Source organism: Rhizobium sp. 11_C7_N12_5 (assembly GCF_051811145.1).
In the GTDB taxonomy this organism is placed as follows: Bacteria; Pseudomonadota; Alphaproteobacteria; order Rhizobiales; family Rhizobiaceae; genus Rhizobium; species Rhizobium lusitanum.
The window spans coordinates 2,319,483-2,338,694 of the sequence record NZ_JBPWPY010000001.1 but is presented as its reverse complement, the minus strand read 5'-3'; the positions used below and the strand labels follow the sequence as shown (position 1 = coordinate 2,338,694).

The window sequence follows — 19,212 nt, the reverse complement described above, 5'->3', positions numbered from 1 at the left end:
GCTGGCTCACAGGCTGAGGCGCGAGCGCTGCCGCAACAGCATCCACAGGAAGAATGGACCGCCGACGCCGGCTGTCAGAATGCCGATCGGCAGTTCGGCCGGGGAAACGATGGTGCGGGCAACCACATCGGCAACGATCAGCAACGAGCCGCCGAGCAGCGCTGAGGCCGGCAACAGGAAGCGATGATCGGGCCCGATTATCATGCGCAATATGTGCGGTACGACGATGCCGACGAAGCCGATGCCGCCGCTGACGGCGACGGAGGCGCCGACGGCCGCAGCCACGCTGACGATCGCGACATTTTTCAACCGCTGCACGGCGACACCCATGTGGAACGCCGCTGCTTCGCCGAGTGTCAGAGCGTTGAGGCCACGTGCCATGAAGGGGAGCGGCAAGAGGGAAAGAACAATGATCGGTCCGGCACCGATCACCTTGCTCCAGGTCGAGCCGGCAAGCGATCCCATGCTCCAGAAGGTAAGATCGCGCAATTGCCGGTCGTCAGCCATGTAGATCAGGATCCCCGTAGCCGCCAGGGCAAGCGAGCCGAGGGCGATGCCGGCCAACAGCAGGGTGGCTATGGATGTCTGGCCATGCCGGGTCGCCACCTTGTAGAGCAGCACCGTCGTCACCAGGCCACCGATGAAGGCGGCGATCGGCAGGGAAAAAATGCCGAAGAGGTGGGCGACCGGGGCAAGGACACCGCCACCGAGCACGATCATGGCCACCGCGCCGAGGCTGGAGCCGGCGGAAACGCCGATCAGGCCGGGGTCGGCCAGCGGGTTGCGGAACAGCCCCTGCATGACCGCACCCGAGACCGCCAGCCCGCCGCCGATCAGAAAGCCCAGGATGGCGCGGGGCAGGCGTATGTCGAAGATGACGATGCGGTCGCGATTGCTCAGCGCGCTGTCGGCACTGCCGGTCGCCATGCTGACGATCACATCGATAATCGAAGCATTCGACGCGCCTGTCGTGATCGAGAAGGCGAAAGCAATAGCCGAAACGAGAACGAGGCCGACGAGGACGAGAACAGCAAGCGCGGTGCGATCCCCATCGCGACGGTATGTCGTACGTTGCGACATCTGCTTCAGCCCCGTCACGGTATCGTTGAATGCCACCTCAGCCTCCGTAGACGGCTGCGTTGAGCTCGCGAACGGCGCTGGCGGTGCGCGGTCCGAACCCGAGCAGATGCAGGCCGTCCATGCGCACGATCGCCTTATGGCTGGCGGCGGGCGTCAAGGAAATCGCCGGCTGCTTGAGGAGATCGTCATTCGTCATCGACAACGGGCCCTCGCGATCCATGATGAGGATGACATCAGGCTTGGCGTCGATGATTGCTTCGTCCGTCAGTGATTTGTAGCCGGTGAAGCCGGTGATCGCGTTGACGGCGCCGGCAAGCTTGATGATGCCGTCGGCGGCGGTATCGGTGCCCGAAGCGAGGATCTTGCCGTTCTGATTGCTGAGCACGAAGAGCACCCGCTTGCGCTCGGCCTCGGGGCGCTTGGCGGAATCGGCAATGGCGGCATCCAGATCGGCGGCGACCTTGTCTTCCAGGGCCTTCGTCTTTTCCGGCACGCCGAGCAGGGAGCCGACGACGTCGATCTTCTTCAGGATGCCGTCGCGATCATAGGTCTGCGGCACGGTCTCGAAGGGCAGGCTGGCATTGCGCAGCACGGCCAGCGCTTCCGGCGGGCCGGAGCCTTCGACGGCGATGATCGCGGTCGGGTTGACGGCGAGGATCCCTTCGGGGGACAGGGCTCGCATATAGCCGACATCGGGCAGCGTGGTCGCTTCCTTCGGATAGAGGCTGGTGGAATCGCGGGCGATCAGCCGCTTCTCCTCGCCGAGCGCATAGATGATCTCGGTGACGTCGCCGCCGACGGAGACGAGGCGCGTGGTATCCAGCTTCTTGGTCGTCTCTGCGGCATGGGCGTGCCGCACGAGGCTGCTAAATCCGGCGATCGGACTTGCCGGCGCGAGAGGTAAGGCCATCACCACCAAGGTCAGGGTGACTTCCCACGGTCTAATGCGCTTGAAATTCCTAAACATCGTCATAAGCCATCTCTCATGCAGCGACGCTGGCGCCGGCTCTCGTCAGGTTTTCGATGATCGCGCGCCAATCGCGGCGTTCGTCGAAGCCTTCCTTCCGCTTGCCGAAGAACTGGATGATCATCTCACCCTTGGCGTTGTAGGCTTCCAGCGAAGTGACATGGCCGTCCTTGGTCGGCTTGCGCACGGCCCAGGCCTCGGCAATATGATCCTGTCGCAGATGCAGGTGGAAGGTCGGGTCCATGACGTTGATCCAAGGGCCCATGGTCTGCACGTTGAAGATCGGACCGGAGTGGATCTGGACGGTGCCTTCGTTGGCGACGAAGCACATGATCGGCAGGCCTTCGCGCACCGAAGCCTGCATCATTTCACCGACCGCGCCGGTTTCCAGCTTCCAGGCATAGTCGTCGCCGACGGTGCGGATGGCGTCCTGACGGCCGATCTTCAGCTTCTTCAGCATGCCGAAGAATTCGTGCGTGTCCGTCATGCGGCTCCAGTGATCGCGCAGTTCGTCGCGGCTGACGTCGCCATCGGTTTCGCCATTGTCATAGCCGGAGCGATCCTCGGCAAATTCCTGCGACTGATCTTCGAGCCGCAGTTCGGCAACGATGGTGTGATAGGCGTCGACGTTCGAATCAGGGCGCAGATGCACCTTGTGAACCGCGTCGCCTGCCTTGTCGAAGAACTGCAGGCTCAGCTTCTTCTGGTCGCCATCGATCTTGGTGACGGCGAAGGCATGCGCCCAACGCTTCGGGAAGATACGCAGATCGATATTCTCGCCGAGAACGATCGCGGCCTGCACGCCGGACTTGATGTTTTCGTAGACGCCGATCTTTTCATGCACGGCGCTTTCATTGCGCGACAGTGCCATGACTTCGCCGAGCGAGGCGACCCGCTCGAGAAAGCGGTTGGCGTCGGCATCGATGCGGATGGCCGAGATGCCGACTTCGGCCGCGACCAGGGCGGCTTCGGAAATATCGAGGCGGGCGGCGATGTCGCGCTCTCGCATCTTCGGGTTTTCTGCGCGGAAGGCGCGAATGGCGGCGGGGGTCGGTCTGGTCGTTTCAGTCATTTGTCATGCCTATTTGTTGAGTATGAGCTTGCCTTGGCGCGTGATCTTCATGCGGTAGATGACGCCTTCGTGCTTGATCATGATTTCGGTCTGGCCCCGGAAAATATCCGTGCTCTCGACAATTCGTATGTCTTGGGCGGCCGCGTAATGCGCCGGCTGCGTTGGGGTCTTCTCAGCGATCATCCTGTTTAGTTTTGCCTGAAAATTCATCGGAGGCCGAACAGCGTTGCGACCAAATTTAACTTGACTCACATACTCATGGTTCCATAAAGACGCAATAGAAGACTGATAAAGTCAAGTTTAAAAATTTCGACGATGCACGCTTAGGCGGAAGGCCCGGGCAGGTGCTTGTCAGGACATATTCGGGAGACATGGCCGATGCTGACGAAAACGATTTTGGCACTCGTTACTTCGGGGCTTTTGGCCGCGGCATCTTGCGTCCCGGCCTTTGCCCAGGATGCAGGCGCGGCTCCGGCAACGGCCGCGCGCAAGCTCAACGTCGAACTCAATGCGCTGGCGCCGTCCCAGAAGGGATGCATGATGACCTTCGTCGCCGAAAACGACATGGCGGCGCCGATCAACAAGATCTCCTTCGAGCTTGCCTTCTTCAACGACAAGAACGCGGTCGATCGCGTCACCGTGCTTGACTTCCGCGACCTGCCGCTCGGCAAGAAGCGGGTGCGGCAATTCGATATGCCCGGCGTGAAGTGCGAGACCGTCTCCCGCATCATCATCAACGACACGCCCGTGTGCGATGGCCCTGCGGCGGGTGAGTGCAAGGCCGCGTTGACGACCCGCTCGCAGACATCAGTTCCTTTCGAAGGCTGAGGCCATGGCGACGCGCTCGGCCAAGGTTTCCATGGAGCGCCGCCGCGCCGGCGGTGGCATGAATGACAATTATCCGAGTGTGCTTCCGGGCCACGAACTGACCGGCTTCGAGGGCGTATCGCGGCCGCCGGCCGGCGAAGCGGTGATGCATTATAGCCGCTTTACGCAGATCGGCTCGTTTCCGAACCATCCTGCAGAACCCGCTTCCGCTGAGACGGCGGAACCGCTGCCGATGGATGCGCTGCCCGAGAGGCCGAGCAAGACCATAGCGGCACGCACAACGTCCCTTCTTTTCTCCGGCATGGGGTCCTGCCTGTTCCATGCCGTTGTTGTCGTAATATTGCTACTAACCTTCATTGCGGCGCCGGAAGATGCGCAGGAGGAAGCGGGCGATACCGTCAGCGTTATCATGATCGGCAATTCCGATGCCGATCAGATGGCGGCGGGCGAAGACAATCAGCAGCCCGAGCCGGAGCAGGTGACGGCAGAGGCTGTTCAGCCACAGGCGGTTCAACCCACCGAAGTTACGCCTGAAGAGACCCCTGTGCCTCAGCCCGATGTCGTTCAGCCGCAAACCGCGGAAACGCAGCCGGTCGAAACGGCTGAAGCCGTCCAGCCGGACGAGCAGACCCAGCCCGAGACAGTAACCTCCGAGCAGCCGCAGATATTGGCGACACAGGCGCCTGCCGAGATGACCGTGGTGCAGCCGGTCGACCCGGTTCAGCCCGTCAATAGCGAGACGGTTGAGGCTCAACCGGTCCAGCCGGCACCGGAAGTCGTAACGCCTGTTGAAAAGCCGAAACCTGTCGAGAAGCCGAAGGAAATCAAGAAGCCGGTCGCAAAGATTGTGAAGGCGAAGTCGGGATCGAGGGGTGAGAGCCAGCAGGATTCGAAGAAAGGGTCTGTCGACGGGACCGAGACGGCGCAATCCGATACGAATTCACAATCGAATGCTCGCCGAACGGGCTCGGGCAGCGCTGCGGTTGCCAACTATCCGGGCAAAGTTCAATCGCGTATCCGTCGTGCCGTGCGCCTTTCGTCGAAATACGAAGGCGGCATTACAGTGCGCGTTCGCCTTACGATTGGTTCGAGTGGTGACTTGACCTCACTGTCGATCGCGCGGAGTTCGGGCATTCCTGAGTTGGATGAGGCTGTTACCGACGGTATTCGGCGAGCCGCGCCGTTCCCGCCATTGCCGCCAGAATGGGGCAAGCCGAGTTGGTCCTTCACCCAGGAAGTTCAGGTTACAGGGCGCTAGCCCCTAGAGACCGGCTGAAAGCGGAACGGCCTATCGGCTGCATTAAAATATGATGAAAAACCTCAACTTTATACTTTACTCTAAAACTCATGTTTAATATGGTCGCCTCGCGCTCGATGGAATCGAGTGCTCGAGAGCAACCAGCAAACGGGTGATGCATGGCGCGTAAGGGGAAGAAGGATTTTGGCCGCGAGAGCCGCCAGGCACAGGCGCCGGCGGAGGTTCCGGGGAAATCCAGTCTCGACGGGCGCAGTTTCCTCTATGTCGGCGGGCGCGATTGCCAGGTGGCGCATCTGCGCCAGATCGCCAGCAACTTCGGAGCTGAGCTGATCCATCACGATGGCGGCTTGCGTGAGGCAGTCTCGCGCATCGATACGGTGTTGCCTTCCGTCGATTGCGTCTTCTGCCCGATCGATTGTATCAGCCACGATGCCTGCCTGCGGGTGAAGACCGGCTGCAAGAAATTCGGCAAGGAGTTCATTCCCTTGCGCAACGGCAGCAAGTCCAGCCTCGAGCGGGCGCTGCAGACCATGAAAGAACGAGACGTTTCCCAATGATCGATGGTGGCCCCGAGGGGTTTATGCTGATCGGCCTGCACAAGCTGGCCGCGCAGAACAGCGACGGGCTGGTGCCCGAACTGTACGAACTGCTGATGCGTCGCGCCGAGGAACAGCGGCGCGCGCCGAACGTAACGACCTTTCCTGCCTGGAAGGCGCGGTTTCCGGGCGAGACGGCGGATCGCCCATTGGTCGAAGCAACCCGGGACGGCGCGAATGTCATTGCCTTTGCACCGGGCGTGGATAAGACTGTCGCCCGTCGCAAGAAGGTCTGATCGTCGTACGAGGTTGCCATGTACATCGCCATGAACCGCTTCAAAGTCGTCATCGGTTTGGAGAGCGATTTCGAAACGGTGTGGCGGGAGCGGGATTCGCAACTGTCCGAAGTGCTCGGCTTTCTCGAGTTTCGTCTCCTGCGTGGCAAGACGAATATGGATGAGGGCTACACGCTGTTTTCTTCGCACACCACCTGGCGCAGCGAAGAGGACTTCCTCAACTGGACGAAATCCGAAAACTTCCGTCTGGCACACCGCAGCGCGGGTGAAAACAAGAGGCTCTATTGGGGGCCGCCGCAATTCGAAGGCTTCACTGTGGTTTCCGGGATTTGAGAGGGCGTAGCTTAGCTTGCCCATGCTAGCGGTAATTTGCGCTGCCCGTTCATGCTTTTGCCCGGCCCATCCTGAAGAAGGCGCCCAGCGCTATCGCCGCCCAGCCCGCAATCATGCCGAATCCTCCCGTCGGAGCGGCCAGGGGAAACAGTGAGCTGCCGCCGAAGTGGCGGCTGATCAGATCGCCGGCGAAGATCAGCGTTCCAAGTCCCAGCAGCATGGCGGCGAGCGGTGCCGTACGAATGCGGTCATAGCCGGCGTAAAGCGCCAGCAGGGCAGGGGCGTGGGCGAGGCACATGGTGGAGGCGGCGCCGAGAAAATGCGTATCGCCGCCGTGGGAAGCCGCCGCTGCGAGCGCAACGCCGCCGCCGCCGAGGATACCGGCGACAAACAGGGTAGCTGGACGGATTATGGCGTCAATGCTCATGTCTTCCTCATTCCCGGTTCTGCATGTGGAAAGCCAGTCGCTCGATCGGCTCCCAGATGATCGCTCTCAGCTTCTCGTTGTCGATGGTCTCGTCCATGGCGCGGCGGAAGCACAGCAGCCACTCGTCGCGCTCCCTGGGGCCGATGGCGGCGACGAAATGCCGGCTGCGCAGGCGCGGATGGCCGCGCTTCTCGATGTAGAGCTGCGGCCCGCCAAGATAGCCGGTCAGATACTCGTAGAATTTTTCCTGAGAGCCTTCGAGGCTCGGCGGATGGATGGCCCGGCAGTTGGCCGCTTCCGGCAACGTGTCCATCAGCTCGTAGAAGCGCGCCGTCAGCGCCCGCACGGTCCGATCGCCGCCGATCGCCTCGTAAAGTGTGATGGTTTCTTCGCTCAAGCCATGATCCCTGTTTGCGATGTCCTACATGGCAACTGACAGAGGGTGCCGCAACCGTCGGCAGCGCCGATGCGGCGTTTCAGCGCTGCTTTATTTGATGCTCGTCCGTTGAAAAGCATCGCTTTCCCCGGGAACGAGTTCGAGCGGCCAGATCGTCTGGCGCCTCGTCTTGGGGTAGATGTGGCTGTAGGCGGGCATGCTGGAGAGCAGGATCTCGGCCAGTTCGACACCGAGATCGTGCAGGGATGTGCGAAAGCAGGTGAGCGGCGGTTGCAGGAACTTGGCGCGCGGCGCCTCGCGAAAGCCCACGACGGCAATATCGCGCCCCGGAATGATGCCGGTCTCCATCATCCGCCTATAGAGGCCGATGGCCATCAATTCGTAGATCAGGATCACGGCCGTCGGCCTGTCGTCGAGGCGAAGCAGTTCGTCGGCGACCTGATAGCCGCCCTGTTCGCTCGATTTGGCCCGGATGACCAGCGCCGGGTCGTAGGAGATGCCGTGCCGCTCCAGCGCGCGACGATAACCCTCCACGAAGACGAAGCCGAGGTTGATGTCGCTGGCGGGAGTGCTGATGGCAATGCGGCGGTGCCCATGCGCGACGAGCCGGTCGACAGCGCAATTGGCAACGCCGTCAAAATCAAGGTCGGCCCAGGGATGCTGCGCGCCCGAGAGGCTGCGGCCAAGTGCTGCGAAAGGGATCTTCGCTTTGGCAAGCAGATCAAAGCGCTTGTCGATGCGCTGCGTCTCCGAAATGATCATCGCATCGACGACGCGTCTCGCTACCATGCGCTTCAGATACTCGTAGGGATCTTCATCGTTCGGGCAGGGGAGCATGATCAGATCGAGGTTGTGGCGCGAGAACACGCTCTGCAGCCCGCCCGTCACGGTCAGAAAGAAGTTGTCGCTGTTTTCAACCGTTTCCCTGCTGGATTGGATCATCAAGCCGATGACATTTGTCGTGCCTTGCCGCAGGCTGCGCCCCGATTGGTTGGCCACATAGCCCAGCTGTTCGGCGGCGGCGAGTACGCGCTTGCGGGTCTCCTCGTTGACATCTGGCTTGCCGTTCAACGCGCGTGATACTGTGCCGATCGAGATATCGAGATGGTCGGCAAGCTGACGAATTCCCTTCATCGGCTGCGGTTTTCCTCCATGCGCCATTTTCCGTTGTCCTCCTCTATTGACACAGGAAAATCTTTTCGCATAGTATCGTAAACGTTTACGGAGCGCGTGTCATGAGGGGTTCGACACCGGCTGCTGGAGGATATCGTGAAATTTAATGCCATTTTGTGCGGGTGCGGAGCTATGTCCAAGGGCTGGCTTAAAGCCATCGCCTCGACGCCATCGCTCGCCCAATCCATTCAGATCGTGGGCCTGGTTGATCTCAACCGGTCGACCGCGGAGAATCTTGCCAAGGAGTTTTCCCTCGACAATGCTGTGATCGGCTCGGATCTGGCCGAGGTCATCGCCGCGACCAAGGCCGACCTGGTTTTCGACGTCGTCATTCCGGCCGCGCGTTTCGGCGTGGTTTCGACGGCGCTGAAGGCCGGTTGCCACGTGCTCAGCGAAAAGCCGATGGCGACGTCGCTCGCCGAGGGTGCGGCACTGATCGATCTTGCCGCTAAGGCGGGCAAGGTCCATGCCATCATCCAGAACCGCCGTTTCATCTCGGGCATTCGCCGCTTGCGGCGCTTCGTGGAAGAGGGAGCAATCGGCGAACTCACGGGTATTCATTGCGATTTCTTCCTCGGGCCGCATTTCGGCGGCTTCCGCGAGGAAATGGACAATGTGCTGCTGCTCGACATGGCGATCCATACCTTCGATGCCGCCCGTTTCGTTTCCGGCAAAGTGCCGGTCTCGGTCTATTGCCTCGAGAAGAACCCTGTGGGCTCCTGGTACAAGCATGGTGCATCGGCTCATGCGCTCTTCGACTTTTCCGACGATGTCGTCTTCAGCTATCGAGGCTCCTGGTGCGCTGAGGGACGGCGCACGAGCTGGGAAAGCCAGTGGCGGCTGACCGGCAGCAAGGGCATGCTGACCTGGGATGGCGAGGAGGATTTCGAGGCCACCATTGCCGGCCATGAGCCGGGGCTGCTGCATGGCTTCACCCCAATCGAGGTTCCCGGCCCGAAGCATGAGGAGGAGACGCATGGTCATGCCAGCGTCATCGCCTCCTTCATCGAGGCGATAAAGACGGGCAAGCCGCCCGAAACCGAAAGCCGCGACAACATCCGCAGCCTCGCCATGGTTCTCGGCGCTATCGAGAGCGCCAAGACGGGCCGGCGCGTCGACATTTCAGCACAAGGACAGTGACATCATGACTAATCCGGCAAAGGCCATCCGCATCGGCACGATGATCAGGGCGACGAACGAGGATGCCGCCCAGGGCATTGCCAAGATCGCCGATCTCGGTTTCGAGAGCTTCGAACCCTTCTTCTGGCAGACGACCAACGGCCAGAAGCTCGGCGAGCTCGGCAAGCGCTGCCTCGACGCCATCGGCGGCCGCGACATCACCATCTCGACCCTCGGCATGTTCGGCAATCCGCTTGAAGAGCGCGAGATGGACCTGCAGACGCTGCAGGGCTGGAAGGACTGCATCGACAACGCCCACCATTTCGGCGCGACCTGCGTTGCCGGTTTTACCGGGCGCATCCGCAACAAGCCGCTCACTGACAGCCTGCCGCGCTACAAGCAGGTGTGGAGCGAGCTTGCCAAGCGGGCCGCCGACAAGGGCATCAGGATTGCCTTCGAGAACTGCGCCATGGACGGCAACTGGGCGACCGGCGATTGGAACATCGCGCATAATCCCGATGCCTGGGAACTGATGTTCAACGAGACTCCGGACGACAATATCGGGTTGGAATGGGAGCCGTGCCATCAGATGGTCTATCTGATCGAGCCGCTGCCGCAGATCCGCAAGTGGGCCAAAAAGATTTTCCACGTCCACGGCAAGGATGCGACGATCCGCTGGGATGTCATCAAGGAGCACGGCATCTTCGGCAAGGAGCAGTTCGTCTTCATGCGCACGCCGGGCTTTGGTGACAGCAACTGGACCGACATCATTTCCGAGCTGCGCTTGGCCGGCTGGTCCGGCTCCATCGACATTGAGGGCTGGCATGACCCGGTCTATCGCGATGCGCTCGAAATGACTGGCCAGGTTCATGGCCTGAACTATCTCAAGGCAAGCCGGGGTGGGGACTTCATCGAGTAATGCATGCATCCGCAAAACTGCATCGATTTAGGAAGCAAGTTGTGCGTTAATGAAATGCCCTGAGTGATCGACGCTTAGGGCATGACGGGATACCCAACGGAGGAACTGTCGAGCGTCCGCACCTTGTCCCATGGGACAGGCGGGCGCTTGGCGCAGGTGAGAGGAAAACGCCGATGGCAGCGCGGGCCATGTCATCGGACAGATACCGTCAAGGTTCGCATGGTGGAGGAGAATGTATGAATATTTTTTCGAAGCTGGCGATCTCCGCCGGCATGTCGCTTCTGCTTGCCGCCGGTGTGGCGCAAGCGCAGAACAAGACATTTAACGTCTGGTGGTTCGAACTGCCGGATACTTCGCAGGCCAAGGCATGGACCAAGGCGCTGGAAGAACTGAAAGCAAAGCATCCCGACGTTACGATCAATTTCGAACAGAAGACTTTCGAGCAATTGCAGAAGGCAGGCAGCCTCATCCTCAACTCGGATCAGGCACCTGATGTTCTGGAGTACAACAAGGGCAATGCCACGGCTGGCCTCGTCGCCTCGCAAGGTCTGCTGACGCCACTCGACGATCAATTCAAGTCGCGAGGCTGGGATAAGATCCTCAACGAAACCAATAGCCAGCTCAGCAAATACGATGGGAACGGAATCTACGGTTCGGGCCCAATTATCGGCATTCCCGTTTATGGCGAATTCGTTTCGGTTTTCTACAATATCGACATGTTCCAGGCTAACGGCGTGAAAGTGCCGACCACGCTGGACGAGTTCGAAGCTGCATTGGACACTTTCAAGAAGAAGGGCATTACACCGCTTGCCTATGGTACGGTGGATTCCAACGCACAGCATCTGGTCTATACGCTTGCACTGACGCAGGCTGACGACACCTGGGTCAAGAACTATCAGGGGCTCAAGGCACCGCTTGATACCAAGCCCTTCCTGTTTGCCGCTCAGAAGATCGCCGACTGGGTGAGCAAGGGTTATATTTCGAAGGATTCGACCGGCCTGAAGGGTACCGGCGGCGCCGACAATCTCTTCTCATCGGGCACAGCTCCGATGTTTGTCAGCGGCACCTGGAACAACGGCAACTTCGCGAGTTCGATCAAGAACTTCAAGTGGAGTCAGTTCATCTTCCCGACCCCGAAGTACAGCGTGGGTTCGACCGGCAACCTGTTCATGGTGCCCAAGAGCGCCAAGAACAAGGATCTCTCGTACGAGTTCATTGATCTCGTCCTGCGCAAGGAAAACCAGAACATGCAGGCCAATCTCGGTGGCGTTGCCATTGCCGCCGATCCGGCCTCGGTCACCGACGAAGTCGGCAAGCGCAACGTCGAGCTCTTCAACCAGATTTCCGGCAAGGGTGGCCTCGGCTTCTACCCGGACTGGCCGGTGCCTGGCTATTACGAACTGCTGATCCAGGCGACGACCGGCCTGGTCAATGGCTCGACCACGCCTGATCAATTCGTTGTACGCCTGAAGAAGGCCTATGACGACGTGCAGGCGGCCCAATAACACCATCGGCGACAATCACAACGGCGGGACGGCTTTCATGCCGCCTCGCCGTATCGGACTGGAGGAATTCGATGGAGAATTCGAGGAGCGCCGGCAAAGCGGGGTACTATTTCTACATGATCCCCGGCATGCTGGGGTTTGCGGTAGTGGTGCTCATTCCGCTGATTGCCAATTTCGCGATCAGCTTCACGACATGGAAGGGCGGCGTCATCCCGCCTCGCTATGTTGGTTTTGAGAACTATCAGAGGCTGCTCCAGGATGCCGCCTTCTGGGGCTCGATCCAGCATACGCTGCTGTTCATCATCTCGATGACGATCGTGCCCATTCTTCTGGGGCTGGTGCTGGCGGCAGTGCTGTTCGACTATATCAGTGCGCAGTTCAGCGAGACATGGTCGAGTTTCTTTCGCGCCGGCTTCTACCTGCCGCAAATCCTGCCGCTGACCGCGGTTGGTATTCTATGGGGATGGATCCTCAATCCCATCGGCATCATCAACGCGGTGCTGAGGGCGATCGGCCTTGATTTCATGGCGAAGAACTGGTTGGGGGATGCAAACTATGCCCTTTGGGCGGTTTCAGCCGTCATCGTCTGGGTTCAGGTCGGCTATTGCCTTGTCGTCTTCATGTCCGGATTGGCGCGCGTCGATCCGTCGCTTTACGAAGCCGCCGAGCTCGACAATGCGAGCTGGTTCGGTCGCTTCCGCTCTATCACCATTCCCATGCTCATGCCCGAGATTTTCGTGGTCGCTCTCACGACGCTGATCGCGGCCCTCAAGGTTTTTGCGCCAATCTATGTCCTGACATCAGGCGGCCCGGACAATGCGACGACGGTTCCGTCTTATCTTTCCTACTATCATTTCTTCACAACGAACCGCGTCGGTTATGCCGCATCGATCGCGACGCTACAGACAATCGTGACCATCGTGCTCGGCATCGTGTTCCTGCGCATGCAATCGAAACAGTCCGAGGGAGGGCACTAATATGACAGCTACGTCTTCGCTCTCTAACTCGGTTGCTTCGGTGCATCATCGCCAAGGAAAGGGGGTTGGTCGCTGGATCGTTCTGGCTATCCTGCTCGTCTTCCTGGCCGGAACGTTGTTTCCGTTCTTCCTGGCGGCTTTCAACGCCATCAAGACGCCTTCGGATTATGCCGCCAATGGTCCGCTCGCCTTCCCGCAGAGCTTCGACCTGACGGCGCTCAAGAACTTCTGGGCGACAGTCGATTTCCCCCGGAAGCTCTTCAACAGCATCCTTATCAGTGGATGCACAGCCATACTGGCTGTCGTCCTCAGCCTGCTCAACGCCTATGCCATCGGCATCGGGCGGGTGCGTGGCGGGCAGGCCTTGCTGGTTCTCTTGCTGATCGCCATCATGGCGCCGCAGGAAGCGCTGGTTTATCCGCTTTACTACATGGCAAAGCAGGTTGGGCTGTTCGACTCGATGCTCTCGGTGATCCTGATCCTCGGCGTCCTGCATACCGCTTTCGGCACCTTTCTTCTCTCATCGGTCATGGCGACGTTTCCGCGCGAGATCATCGAAGCAGCGCAGATCGACAATGCGAGCCGCTGGCAAATCCTTTGGTTGGTGATCGTCCCCGTGATGCGGCCCACGCTCGCCGTGCTCGCGACCTTCTTCTTCATCTGGACCTGGAACGAGTTTCTGATCCCCCTGGTGTTCCTGGTCTCCAACAACAACCAGACGGTCTCCGTCGCCATGGGCGTGCTGTCGGGATCGAATACGCAGGAACCAACAGCGATTGCGGCGGCCTCCTTGCTCGGCATCACGCCAACGGTGATCTTCTTCCTGATTTTCCAGCGTACGCTCACACGGGGCGTGGCTGTCGGTGCGGTCAAATAAACCAATGCGGAAAGTCCCGTCCCCTCGGCAATAATCCGAAGGGCCGGGACGGGATGAATGGCAGGTCTGGCAAAATTCAAGTTTTCCGCAGGAGGAGAAAGTGGCAGGAATCAACATCAAGTCCCTCACCAAGCATTTCGGTGCCGTGCAGGTTCTCAACGACATCGATCTGACGATCGAGCGCGGGGAGTTCGTCGTGTTCCTCGGCGGCTCCGGCTGCGGCAAGTCGACGTTGCTGCGGATGATCGCGGGCCTGGAGTCGATCACCAGCGGTGAGATCTGGATCGGCGGGCGGCGGGTCGATCAGCTGCCGCCTGGCGAGCGCGGCGTATCGATGGTATTCCAATCCTACGCGCTCTATCCGCATATGACCGTTCGCGACAATATGTCCTTCGGCCTGCGCAACATCAAAACGCCGAAGGCCGAGATCGAACGACGCATCGAGGCTGCGGCGAAGATTCTAGAGATGCCGCATCTTCTGGATCGCAAGCCCTCGGCGCTGTCGGGGGGGCAGCGCCAGCGCGTAGCGATCGGCCGCGCCATCGTGCGCGAGCCCGATGTCTTCCTGTTTGACGAGCCGCTGTCCAATCTCGACGCCGGCCTGCGGACCCGCACGCGCGTCGAGCTGGCGCAGCTGCATGAACGGCTGGGAGCGACCATGGTGTTCGTGACGCACGACCAGGTGGAGGCGATGACGCTTGCCGACCGTATCGTGCTGCTCAACAACAAGAAGATCGAACAGGTGGCCACGCCTGTCGAGATCTACACGCGCCCGGCAACCCGCTATGTCGCGCAGTTCGTCGGCTCTCCCGGAATGAACTTTATTACCATGGCTAGCGTCGGCGAAGCAGGCGGCCTTGCAACTGCGACTTTGCCGGATGGCTCGGTCATCAACACGGCGGTGCCGCTCAACGGTATCGGAGGCTGTGCTTTGACGCTCGGCATCCGCCCGGAGCATCTGGTGGTCACGGCAGCGGAAAAAGGTAGCATTGCCGGTCACGTCGAGACGGTAGAGCGCCTGGGCGACCGCTCGCTCGTTCATGTTCGGCTCAAGGACGGTTCGAAGATCATCGGCACGGATCCGGGCATGACCACTGTCATTGCCGGTTCGCCGATTGCCTTCGCCGTCGATGCGGCAAAGGTGTCGATCTTCGATGAGAATGATGTCGCGCATCATTGCGTGAATTGAGGAGAGAATGGCCCGGATGATGTCTGGAATTCATGAATTTTAGGGTTGCCGAATAGTTCGTTGACGAAACCGTCTAATTGGTATGTTATGCCGCCATGTCCACTGCGCACCATAGGAAAAAGCAGCCTCTGTTCGTCCGCCGGCAATTGCTGGAGGTGGCCGCGCGGCTGGCCTCGGAAAAGGGGATGACGGCGGTGACGTTGGACGCCGTTTCCGGCGCGTCGGGTGTCAGCAAGGGCGGATTGCTGCATCATTTTCCGAGCAAGAACATGCTCCTCGAAGCCCTGTTCGACAGCCTGATCGAGCGGCTGGATGCGGCGATAGAGGAGGCGATGCGCGCCGATCCACTGCCGCACGGACGCTTTACTCGCGGCTATCTCCACGCCTGCCTTTCGCTGCGCGACCAGCCGCAGGGAACGAAAGATTGGGCGCAGGTGACGATGGTGCTGCTCAGCGAGCCGCAATTGCGCCAGCGCTGGCATGACTGGGTGCGCGAGCGCAGCGAGGAATATGTCGGAACGGACTCCTCAGTGGATGCGGCAATCGTCAGGCTCGCGACCGACGGGATCTGGCTGGCGGACTTGCTCGGCAGTCAGGACATGGACGAGAGCGCCCGCCACAGGTTGGTCGAGCGGCTGATCGAGCTCACGCAACTTTAGGAACATCGGAGAAGACGGAATGGCGAATGCATCGGTCTATGCAATGCTGCTGGTTGCGATCGTGCTGGAAGTGATCGGTACGACGGCATTGCAGATGTCGCAGCAGTTCACCCGCTTCGGCCCGACGGCCGTGCTGGTAGTCTGCTACACCGCCGCCTTCTATTGTCTTTCGGTAACGCTGCGGGTCATTCCGGTGGGCATTGCCTACGCCATCTGGAGTGGGCTCGGCATCGTGTTGATTTCAGCCGTTGGGCTGGTGTTTTTCCGCCAGAAACTCGATCTTGCCGCCATCGTCGGCCTGGTGCTGATCATCGCCGGCGTCCTTGTCGTCAATCTCTTTTCAAAATCCGTGTCGCACTGAAAAAGCAGGTGTTATCCATGGCCGTTTTTGCCTTTGTCAAATCATCGGGGACGCATTATGTCTTGCGCAGGATGGCTGCTGGAGGCTCGAAAAGCGGCGCTTTTCCAAAGCGCTTTGGACCGCATAACCTACTCAATTTCAATGGTATAAGAGGAGTGCCGTAATGACTATTCGTGCCGTCGTTTGGGGCGAGAACATCCATGAGCAAACTAACAAGGTCGTCGCCGAGATCTATCCGGAAGGCATGCATACGACGATCGCCAAGGCGCTGAATGCCGATGCTGGTATTGAGGCGACCACTGCAACGTTGCAGGAGCCGGAGCATGGCCTCAGCGAGGCCCGGCTGAAGGATACCGATGTCCTGCTTTGGTGGGGCCACAAGGACCACGGCGCCGTCAAGGACGAGATCGTCGAGCGCGTAGCCAGGCGCGTCTGGGAAGGCATGGGTCTCATCGTCCTGCATTCCGGCCATTTCTCGAAAGTGTTCAAGCGGCTTATGGGCACGCCCTGCGCGCTGAAGTGGCGCGAGGCCGGCGAGCGCGAACGTCTCTGGGTCATCAATCCGCGTCACCCGATCGCGGCCGGACTTGGCGAGCATTTCGAGCTCGAAAACGAGGAAATGTACGGCGAGCAGTTCTCCGTTCCCGAGCCGCTGGAAACGGTGTTCATCTCCTGGTTCCAGGGCGGCGAAGTCTTCCGTTCCGGCATGACCTGGCGCCGTGGCGCGGGCAATATCTTCTATTTCCGCCCCGGCCACGAGACTTACCCGACCTATCACAACGACACCGTCCACAAGGTGCTGATCAACTCCGTGAAATGGGCCCATAATCCGCTCGGCACGCAGGCGAGCATCCATGATGCGCCGAATGTGCCGGTCGAAAAGGCGCTGGAGCCGATCGTCGAGCGTGGCCCAAGACTGCACCAAGCCGGCGAAGCCGGTTATCGCTGAGGTATAATATGCGTCTCATAGTAGTTGGCACGGGCGGCATGGCGAAGAACCATGTGGAGCATTTCGCCCGTATTCCCGGCGTCGAGATCGTTGGCGCCGTCGATACGGATGCGACGAGGCTCACAGCCTTTTGCGATACGTTCGACATCAGGAACCGCTTCTCGTCGCTGGACGAGGCGCTGGCCTGGAATGAATTCGATGCGGTGACCAACGTCACGCCCGATAAGGCCCATCATCCGACGACCCTGCCGCTGCTTGCCGCCGGCAAGCACGTTCTTTGCGAGAAGCCGCTCGCGGAGAACTATGAAAAAGCGCTTGAGATGACGGAGGCGGCCGAAAGGGCAGGCGTCGTCAACATGGTCAACCTGACCTATCGCAATGTCGCGCAACTGCAGAAGGCGCGCGAGATGGTGATCTCGGGCGAGATCGGCACAGTGAAGCATGTGGAAGCATCCTATCTGCAGAGCTGGCTCGTCTCCAGGGCATGGGGCGATTGGCGCAGCGAATCCAAGTGGCTCTGGAGGCTGTCCACCGGCCATGGCTCCAACGGCGTTCTTGGCGATATCGGCATCCATATTCTCGATTTCGCCGCCTATGGCGCGGCGACCGATATCGATCATGTCTTCGCCCGGCTGAAGACCTTCAACAAGGCGCCGGACGAGCGCATCGGCGAGTATACGCTGGATGCGAACGACAGCTTTTCGATGTCGGTCGATTTTGCCAACGGTGCGCTCGGTGTGGTGCATGCGAGTCGTTGGGCGACAGGACATCTGAACGAGCTGAAGCTGCGTATCTATGGCGAGCGCGGCGGCCTTGAAGTGTCTCATAGCCCGAATGGTTCCGAACTGCGCGGCTGCCTTGGCGATGACACCGAAACGGCGACGTGGAGGGTCATCGAGGTGCCGCCGGTGTTGACCAACTATCAGCGCTTCGCCGAGGCTGTTATGACCGGCAGCAGCCAGGACCCGAGCTTCCGCCACGCTGCCAACTTGCAGCGCGTGCTGGATCTCGCCATGGTGACGGAGACGGAGCGGCGCGAACTGAAGGTTTGACGCCGTCTCGGCTTCATCTCGACATTCAAACGGCCGCCTTCGGGCGGCCGCTTCATTAAGGTCCACCCATATTATCGCAATTGCTTGACGGGATACGGAGGCAGGCGCAGCATTCCTCCATGAAAGCTCCGGATACGAGGTTGTGGGAGGAGGTGTTATGTCCACCGAAGAAAAGGTTGCTAGCCACTATACGCATGGATCACTGGAGGAGACGCTCCTTGCGGCACTTACCGCGGGCGGCAAGGATATCGATCATCTCAGTATCGACGACCTTGCTGGGATCGATGAATTCCATCTCGGGCGGCGCGAAGCCACGCGGGAGTTTGCTCGGGATCTCGACGTGAGTGATGGCCTGCGGCTCATCGACATCGGATCAGGGCTTGGCGGGCCGGCGCGCTATATCGCCAGCACCTATGGCTGCGCGGTCACCGGCGTCGATCTGACCGATGAATTCGTCAAGGTCGCCAATGTCCTGACCGAGCGTTGCGGCATGGCCGCGCAGGTGTCGTTTCGGCAGGCGAGCGCTCTGGCGCTTCCCTTTGCCGACCAAAGCTTCGACCGAGCGACGCTGATCCATGTCGGTATGAACATCGAGGACAAGGCGCGTCTGTTTGCCGAGGCGCGGCGTGTGCTGAAGCCCGGCGGCCGGTTTGGTCTCTACGAAGTCATGCAGATGCGCGACGGCGCGCTGCCCTATCCGATGCCCTGGGCGATGACGCCGGAAACGAGCTTCGTCCGCAGCCCCGAAACCTATCGTCAACTGCTCAAAGAGGCCGGCTTCACCGTGGAATCCGAGCAGGACCGCAGCGCTCTGGCGATCCGGATGGCGCAGGAGATGCGTGCCAGCGCTGCCGTTGGCGGTCAGACGCTGAGCCTCGGCGCACTGATGGGGCCGAGGGCGGCGGAGCGCGTGGGCAATGTCGGCATGTCGGTCGGAAGCGGCCTGATTGCGCCGATCGAAATGATCGCCAAGGCCGATTGATGGAAACAGAGTTGGCGGGCGCCCGGATTGACAGAGGCGCTTTCCTGTCTGTATGAAAAATCCAATGGTAATGGATTTCTGCCGGGCCATGGTGGCCGAACCGCTGCCTTGAATTTTCCAGGGAAGCTGATGACTCCTACTCAAAGCGCCTCGAAAGGCGAGGGAGTAGAGTCATGTCTTTTTTATTGCCGTTATCTCTTTCAGATTTCATATCCATTGTCCCCGACAGAGCCAATTTCGGTGCTGCGGGAGGGGC

General features: G+C 60.1%; 23 protein-coding genes and 1 riboswitch. Of the genes, 16 read left to right on the top strand and 7 right to left on the bottom strand.

What is annotated here, in order from left to right:
* Window positions 1–6: 6 nt before the first annotated feature.
* Genes AB8B29_RS11555 through hemP form a run of 4 tightly spaced genes read right to left on the bottom strand, consistent with a single transcriptional unit; the run spans window position 7 to window position 3,302 of the window.
* Window positions 7–1,080 carry a FecCD family ABC transporter permease gene (locus AB8B29_RS11555; protein WP_439006682.1) on the bottom strand — a complete coding sequence of 358 codons (1,074 nt, stop codon included), beginning with the start codon at window positions 1,078–1,080 and terminating at the stop codon, window positions 7–9.
* Window positions 1,081–1,117: 37 nt separating this feature from the next.
* Window positions 1,118–2,053, bottom strand: a complete 936-nt coding sequence (locus AB8B29_RS11550; RefSeq protein ID WP_113118459.1) for an ABC transporter substrate-binding protein — start codon at window positions 2,051–2,053, stop codon at window positions 1,118–1,120.
* Window positions 2,054–2,063: 10 nt separating this feature from the next.
* Window positions 2,064–3,119, bottom strand: coding sequence for a hemin-degrading factor (locus AB8B29_RS11545; protein ID WP_037195121.1), 1,056 nt, complete (start codon window positions 3,117–3,119; stop codon window positions 2,064–2,066).
* A gap of 9 nt (window positions 3,120–3,128) precedes the next feature.
* A complete protein-coding gene (hemP, locus tag AB8B29_RS11540) occupies window positions 3,129–3,302 on the bottom strand; it encodes a hemin uptake protein HemP (protein WP_037195115.1) in 174 nt (57 codons plus the stop codon).
* 195 nt (window positions 3,303–3,497) lie between these two features.
* Between hemP and AB8B29_RS11535 the strand changes: the two genes are divergently transcribed.
* The 5 genes from AB8B29_RS11535 (at window position 3,498) to AB8B29_RS11515 (ending at window position 6,370) form a co-directional block, all read left to right on the top strand.
* Window positions 3,498–3,947: a hypothetical protein gene (locus AB8B29_RS11535; protein ID WP_047562451.1), complete on the top strand. Its 450-nt coding sequence runs from the start codon at window positions 3,498–3,500 to the stop codon at window positions 3,945–3,947.
* Between the two features lie 4 nt (window positions 3,948–3,951).
* Window positions 3,952–5,205: a TonB family protein gene (locus AB8B29_RS11530; RefSeq protein ID WP_113118460.1), complete on the top strand. Its 1,254-nt coding sequence runs from the start codon at window positions 3,952–3,954 to the stop codon at window positions 5,203–5,205.
* Window positions 5,206–5,363: 158 nt separating this feature from the next.
* Window positions 5,364–5,762 carry a DUF2325 domain-containing protein gene (locus AB8B29_RS11525; protein ID WP_439006541.1) on the top strand — a complete coding sequence of 133 codons (399 nt, stop codon included), beginning with the start codon at window positions 5,364–5,366 and terminating at the stop codon, window positions 5,760–5,762.
* On the top strand, window positions 5,759–6,037 hold the full coding sequence (locus AB8B29_RS11520) for a hypothetical protein (RefSeq protein WP_113118461.1): 279 nt from the start codon (window positions 5,759–5,761) through the stop codon (window positions 6,035–6,037). Before AB8B29_RS11525 ends, AB8B29_RS11520 begins: the two co-directional genes overlap by 4 nt.
* Before the next feature lie 18 nt (window positions 6,038–6,055).
* Complete coding sequence (locus AB8B29_RS11515) at window positions 6,056–6,370, top strand: antibiotic biosynthesis monooxygenase family protein (RefSeq protein ID WP_037195102.1); 315 nt, start codon at window positions 6,056–6,058, stop codon at window positions 6,368–6,370.
* Between the two features lie 49 nt (window positions 6,371–6,419).
* On the opposite strand, the gene AB8B29_RS11510 is transcribed toward AB8B29_RS11515, so the two are convergent.
* The 3 genes from AB8B29_RS11510 to AB8B29_RS11500 form a co-directional block, all read right to left on the bottom strand.
* A complete protein-coding gene (locus AB8B29_RS11510) occupies window positions 6,420–6,797 on the bottom strand; it encodes a DUF423 domain-containing protein (protein ID WP_113118462.1) in 378 nt (125 codons plus the stop codon).
* A 7-nt stretch (window positions 6,798–6,804) separates the two neighbouring features.
* On the bottom strand, window positions 6,805–7,194 hold the full coding sequence (locus tag AB8B29_RS11505) for a group II truncated hemoglobin (RefSeq protein ID WP_113118463.1): 390 nt from the start codon (window positions 7,192–7,194) through the stop codon (window positions 6,805–6,807).
* Window positions 7,195–7,284: 90 nt separating this feature from the next.
* Complete coding sequence (locus tag AB8B29_RS11500) at window positions 7,285–8,328, bottom strand: substrate-binding domain-containing protein (protein WP_113118464.1); 1,044 nt, start codon at window positions 8,326–8,328, stop codon at window positions 7,285–7,287.
* 135 nt (window positions 8,329–8,463) lie between these two features.
* On the opposite strand from AB8B29_RS11500, the gene AB8B29_RS11495 reads away from it, so the two are divergent.
* The 11 genes from AB8B29_RS11495 to AB8B29_RS11445 all read left to right on the top strand — a co-directional run bounded on the left by AB8B29_RS11495 (window position 8,464) and on the right by AB8B29_RS11445 (window position 18,956).
* Window positions 8,464–9,507 (top strand): Gfo/Idh/MocA family protein, encoded by a 1,044-nt coding sequence (locus AB8B29_RS11495; RefSeq protein WP_047562461.1) that lies wholly within the window; start codon window positions 8,464–8,466, stop codon window positions 9,505–9,507.
* A 4-nt stretch (window positions 9,508–9,511) separates the two neighbouring features.
* The gene (locus AB8B29_RS11490) at window positions 9,512–10,405 is read left to right on the top strand and encodes a sugar phosphate isomerase/epimerase family protein (protein WP_113118465.1); all 894 of its coding nucleotides are present in this window, start codon (window positions 9,512–9,514) and stop codon (window positions 10,403–10,405) included.
* 236 nt (window positions 10,406–10,641) lie between these two features.
* On the top strand, window positions 10,642–11,910 hold the full coding sequence (locus AB8B29_RS11485; RefSeq protein WP_113118466.1) for an extracellular solute-binding protein: 1,269 nt from the start codon (window positions 10,642–10,644) through the stop codon (window positions 11,908–11,910).
* A gap of 71 nt (window positions 11,911–11,981) precedes the next feature.
* Window positions 11,982–12,887, top strand: a complete 906-nt coding sequence (locus AB8B29_RS11480; RefSeq protein WP_037195084.1) for a carbohydrate ABC transporter permease — start codon at window positions 11,982–11,984, stop codon at window positions 12,885–12,887.
* 1 nt (window position 12,888) lies between these two features.
* Window positions 12,889–13,764: a carbohydrate ABC transporter permease gene (locus AB8B29_RS11475; RefSeq protein WP_080760681.1), complete on the top strand. Its 876-nt coding sequence runs from the start codon at window positions 12,889–12,891 to the stop codon at window positions 13,762–13,764.
* A gap of 100 nt (window positions 13,765–13,864) precedes the next feature.
* Window positions 13,865–14,953 carry an ABC transporter ATP-binding protein gene (locus tag AB8B29_RS11470; protein WP_439006540.1) on the top strand — a complete coding sequence of 363 codons (1,089 nt, stop codon included), beginning with the start codon at window positions 13,865–13,867 and terminating at the stop codon, window positions 14,951–14,953.
* A gap of 95 nt (window positions 14,954–15,048) precedes the next feature.
* Window positions 15,049–15,612: a TetR/AcrR family transcriptional regulator gene (locus tag AB8B29_RS11465; protein WP_037195079.1), complete on the top strand. Its 564-nt coding sequence runs from the start codon at window positions 15,049–15,051 to the stop codon at window positions 15,610–15,612.
* A 19-nt stretch (window positions 15,613–15,631) separates the two neighbouring features.
* A complete protein-coding gene (locus tag AB8B29_RS11460) occupies window positions 15,632–15,973 on the top strand; it encodes a DMT family transporter (protein ID WP_037195076.1) in 342 nt (113 codons plus the stop codon).
* Between the two features lie 163 nt (window positions 15,974–16,136).
* Window positions 16,137–16,922, top strand: a complete 786-nt coding sequence (locus AB8B29_RS11455; RefSeq protein WP_047562465.1) for a ThuA domain-containing protein — start codon at window positions 16,137–16,139, stop codon at window positions 16,920–16,922.
* An 8-nt stretch (window positions 16,923–16,930) separates the two neighbouring features.
* Entirely contained in the window at window positions 16,931–17,974 is a 1,044-nt protein-coding gene (locus AB8B29_RS11450; RefSeq protein WP_037195072.1) for a Gfo/Idh/MocA family protein, read from the top strand.
* A gap of 157 nt (window positions 17,975–18,131) precedes the next feature.
* On the top strand, window positions 18,132–18,956 hold the full coding sequence (locus tag AB8B29_RS11445; protein ID WP_047562469.1) for a class I SAM-dependent methyltransferase: 825 nt from the start codon (window positions 18,132–18,134) through the stop codon (window positions 18,954–18,956).
* A gap of 57 nt (window positions 18,957–19,013) precedes the next feature.
* Window positions 19,014–19,102: riboswitch (Fluoride riboswitch) on the top strand.
* Window positions 19,103–19,212 lie beyond the last annotated feature (110 nt).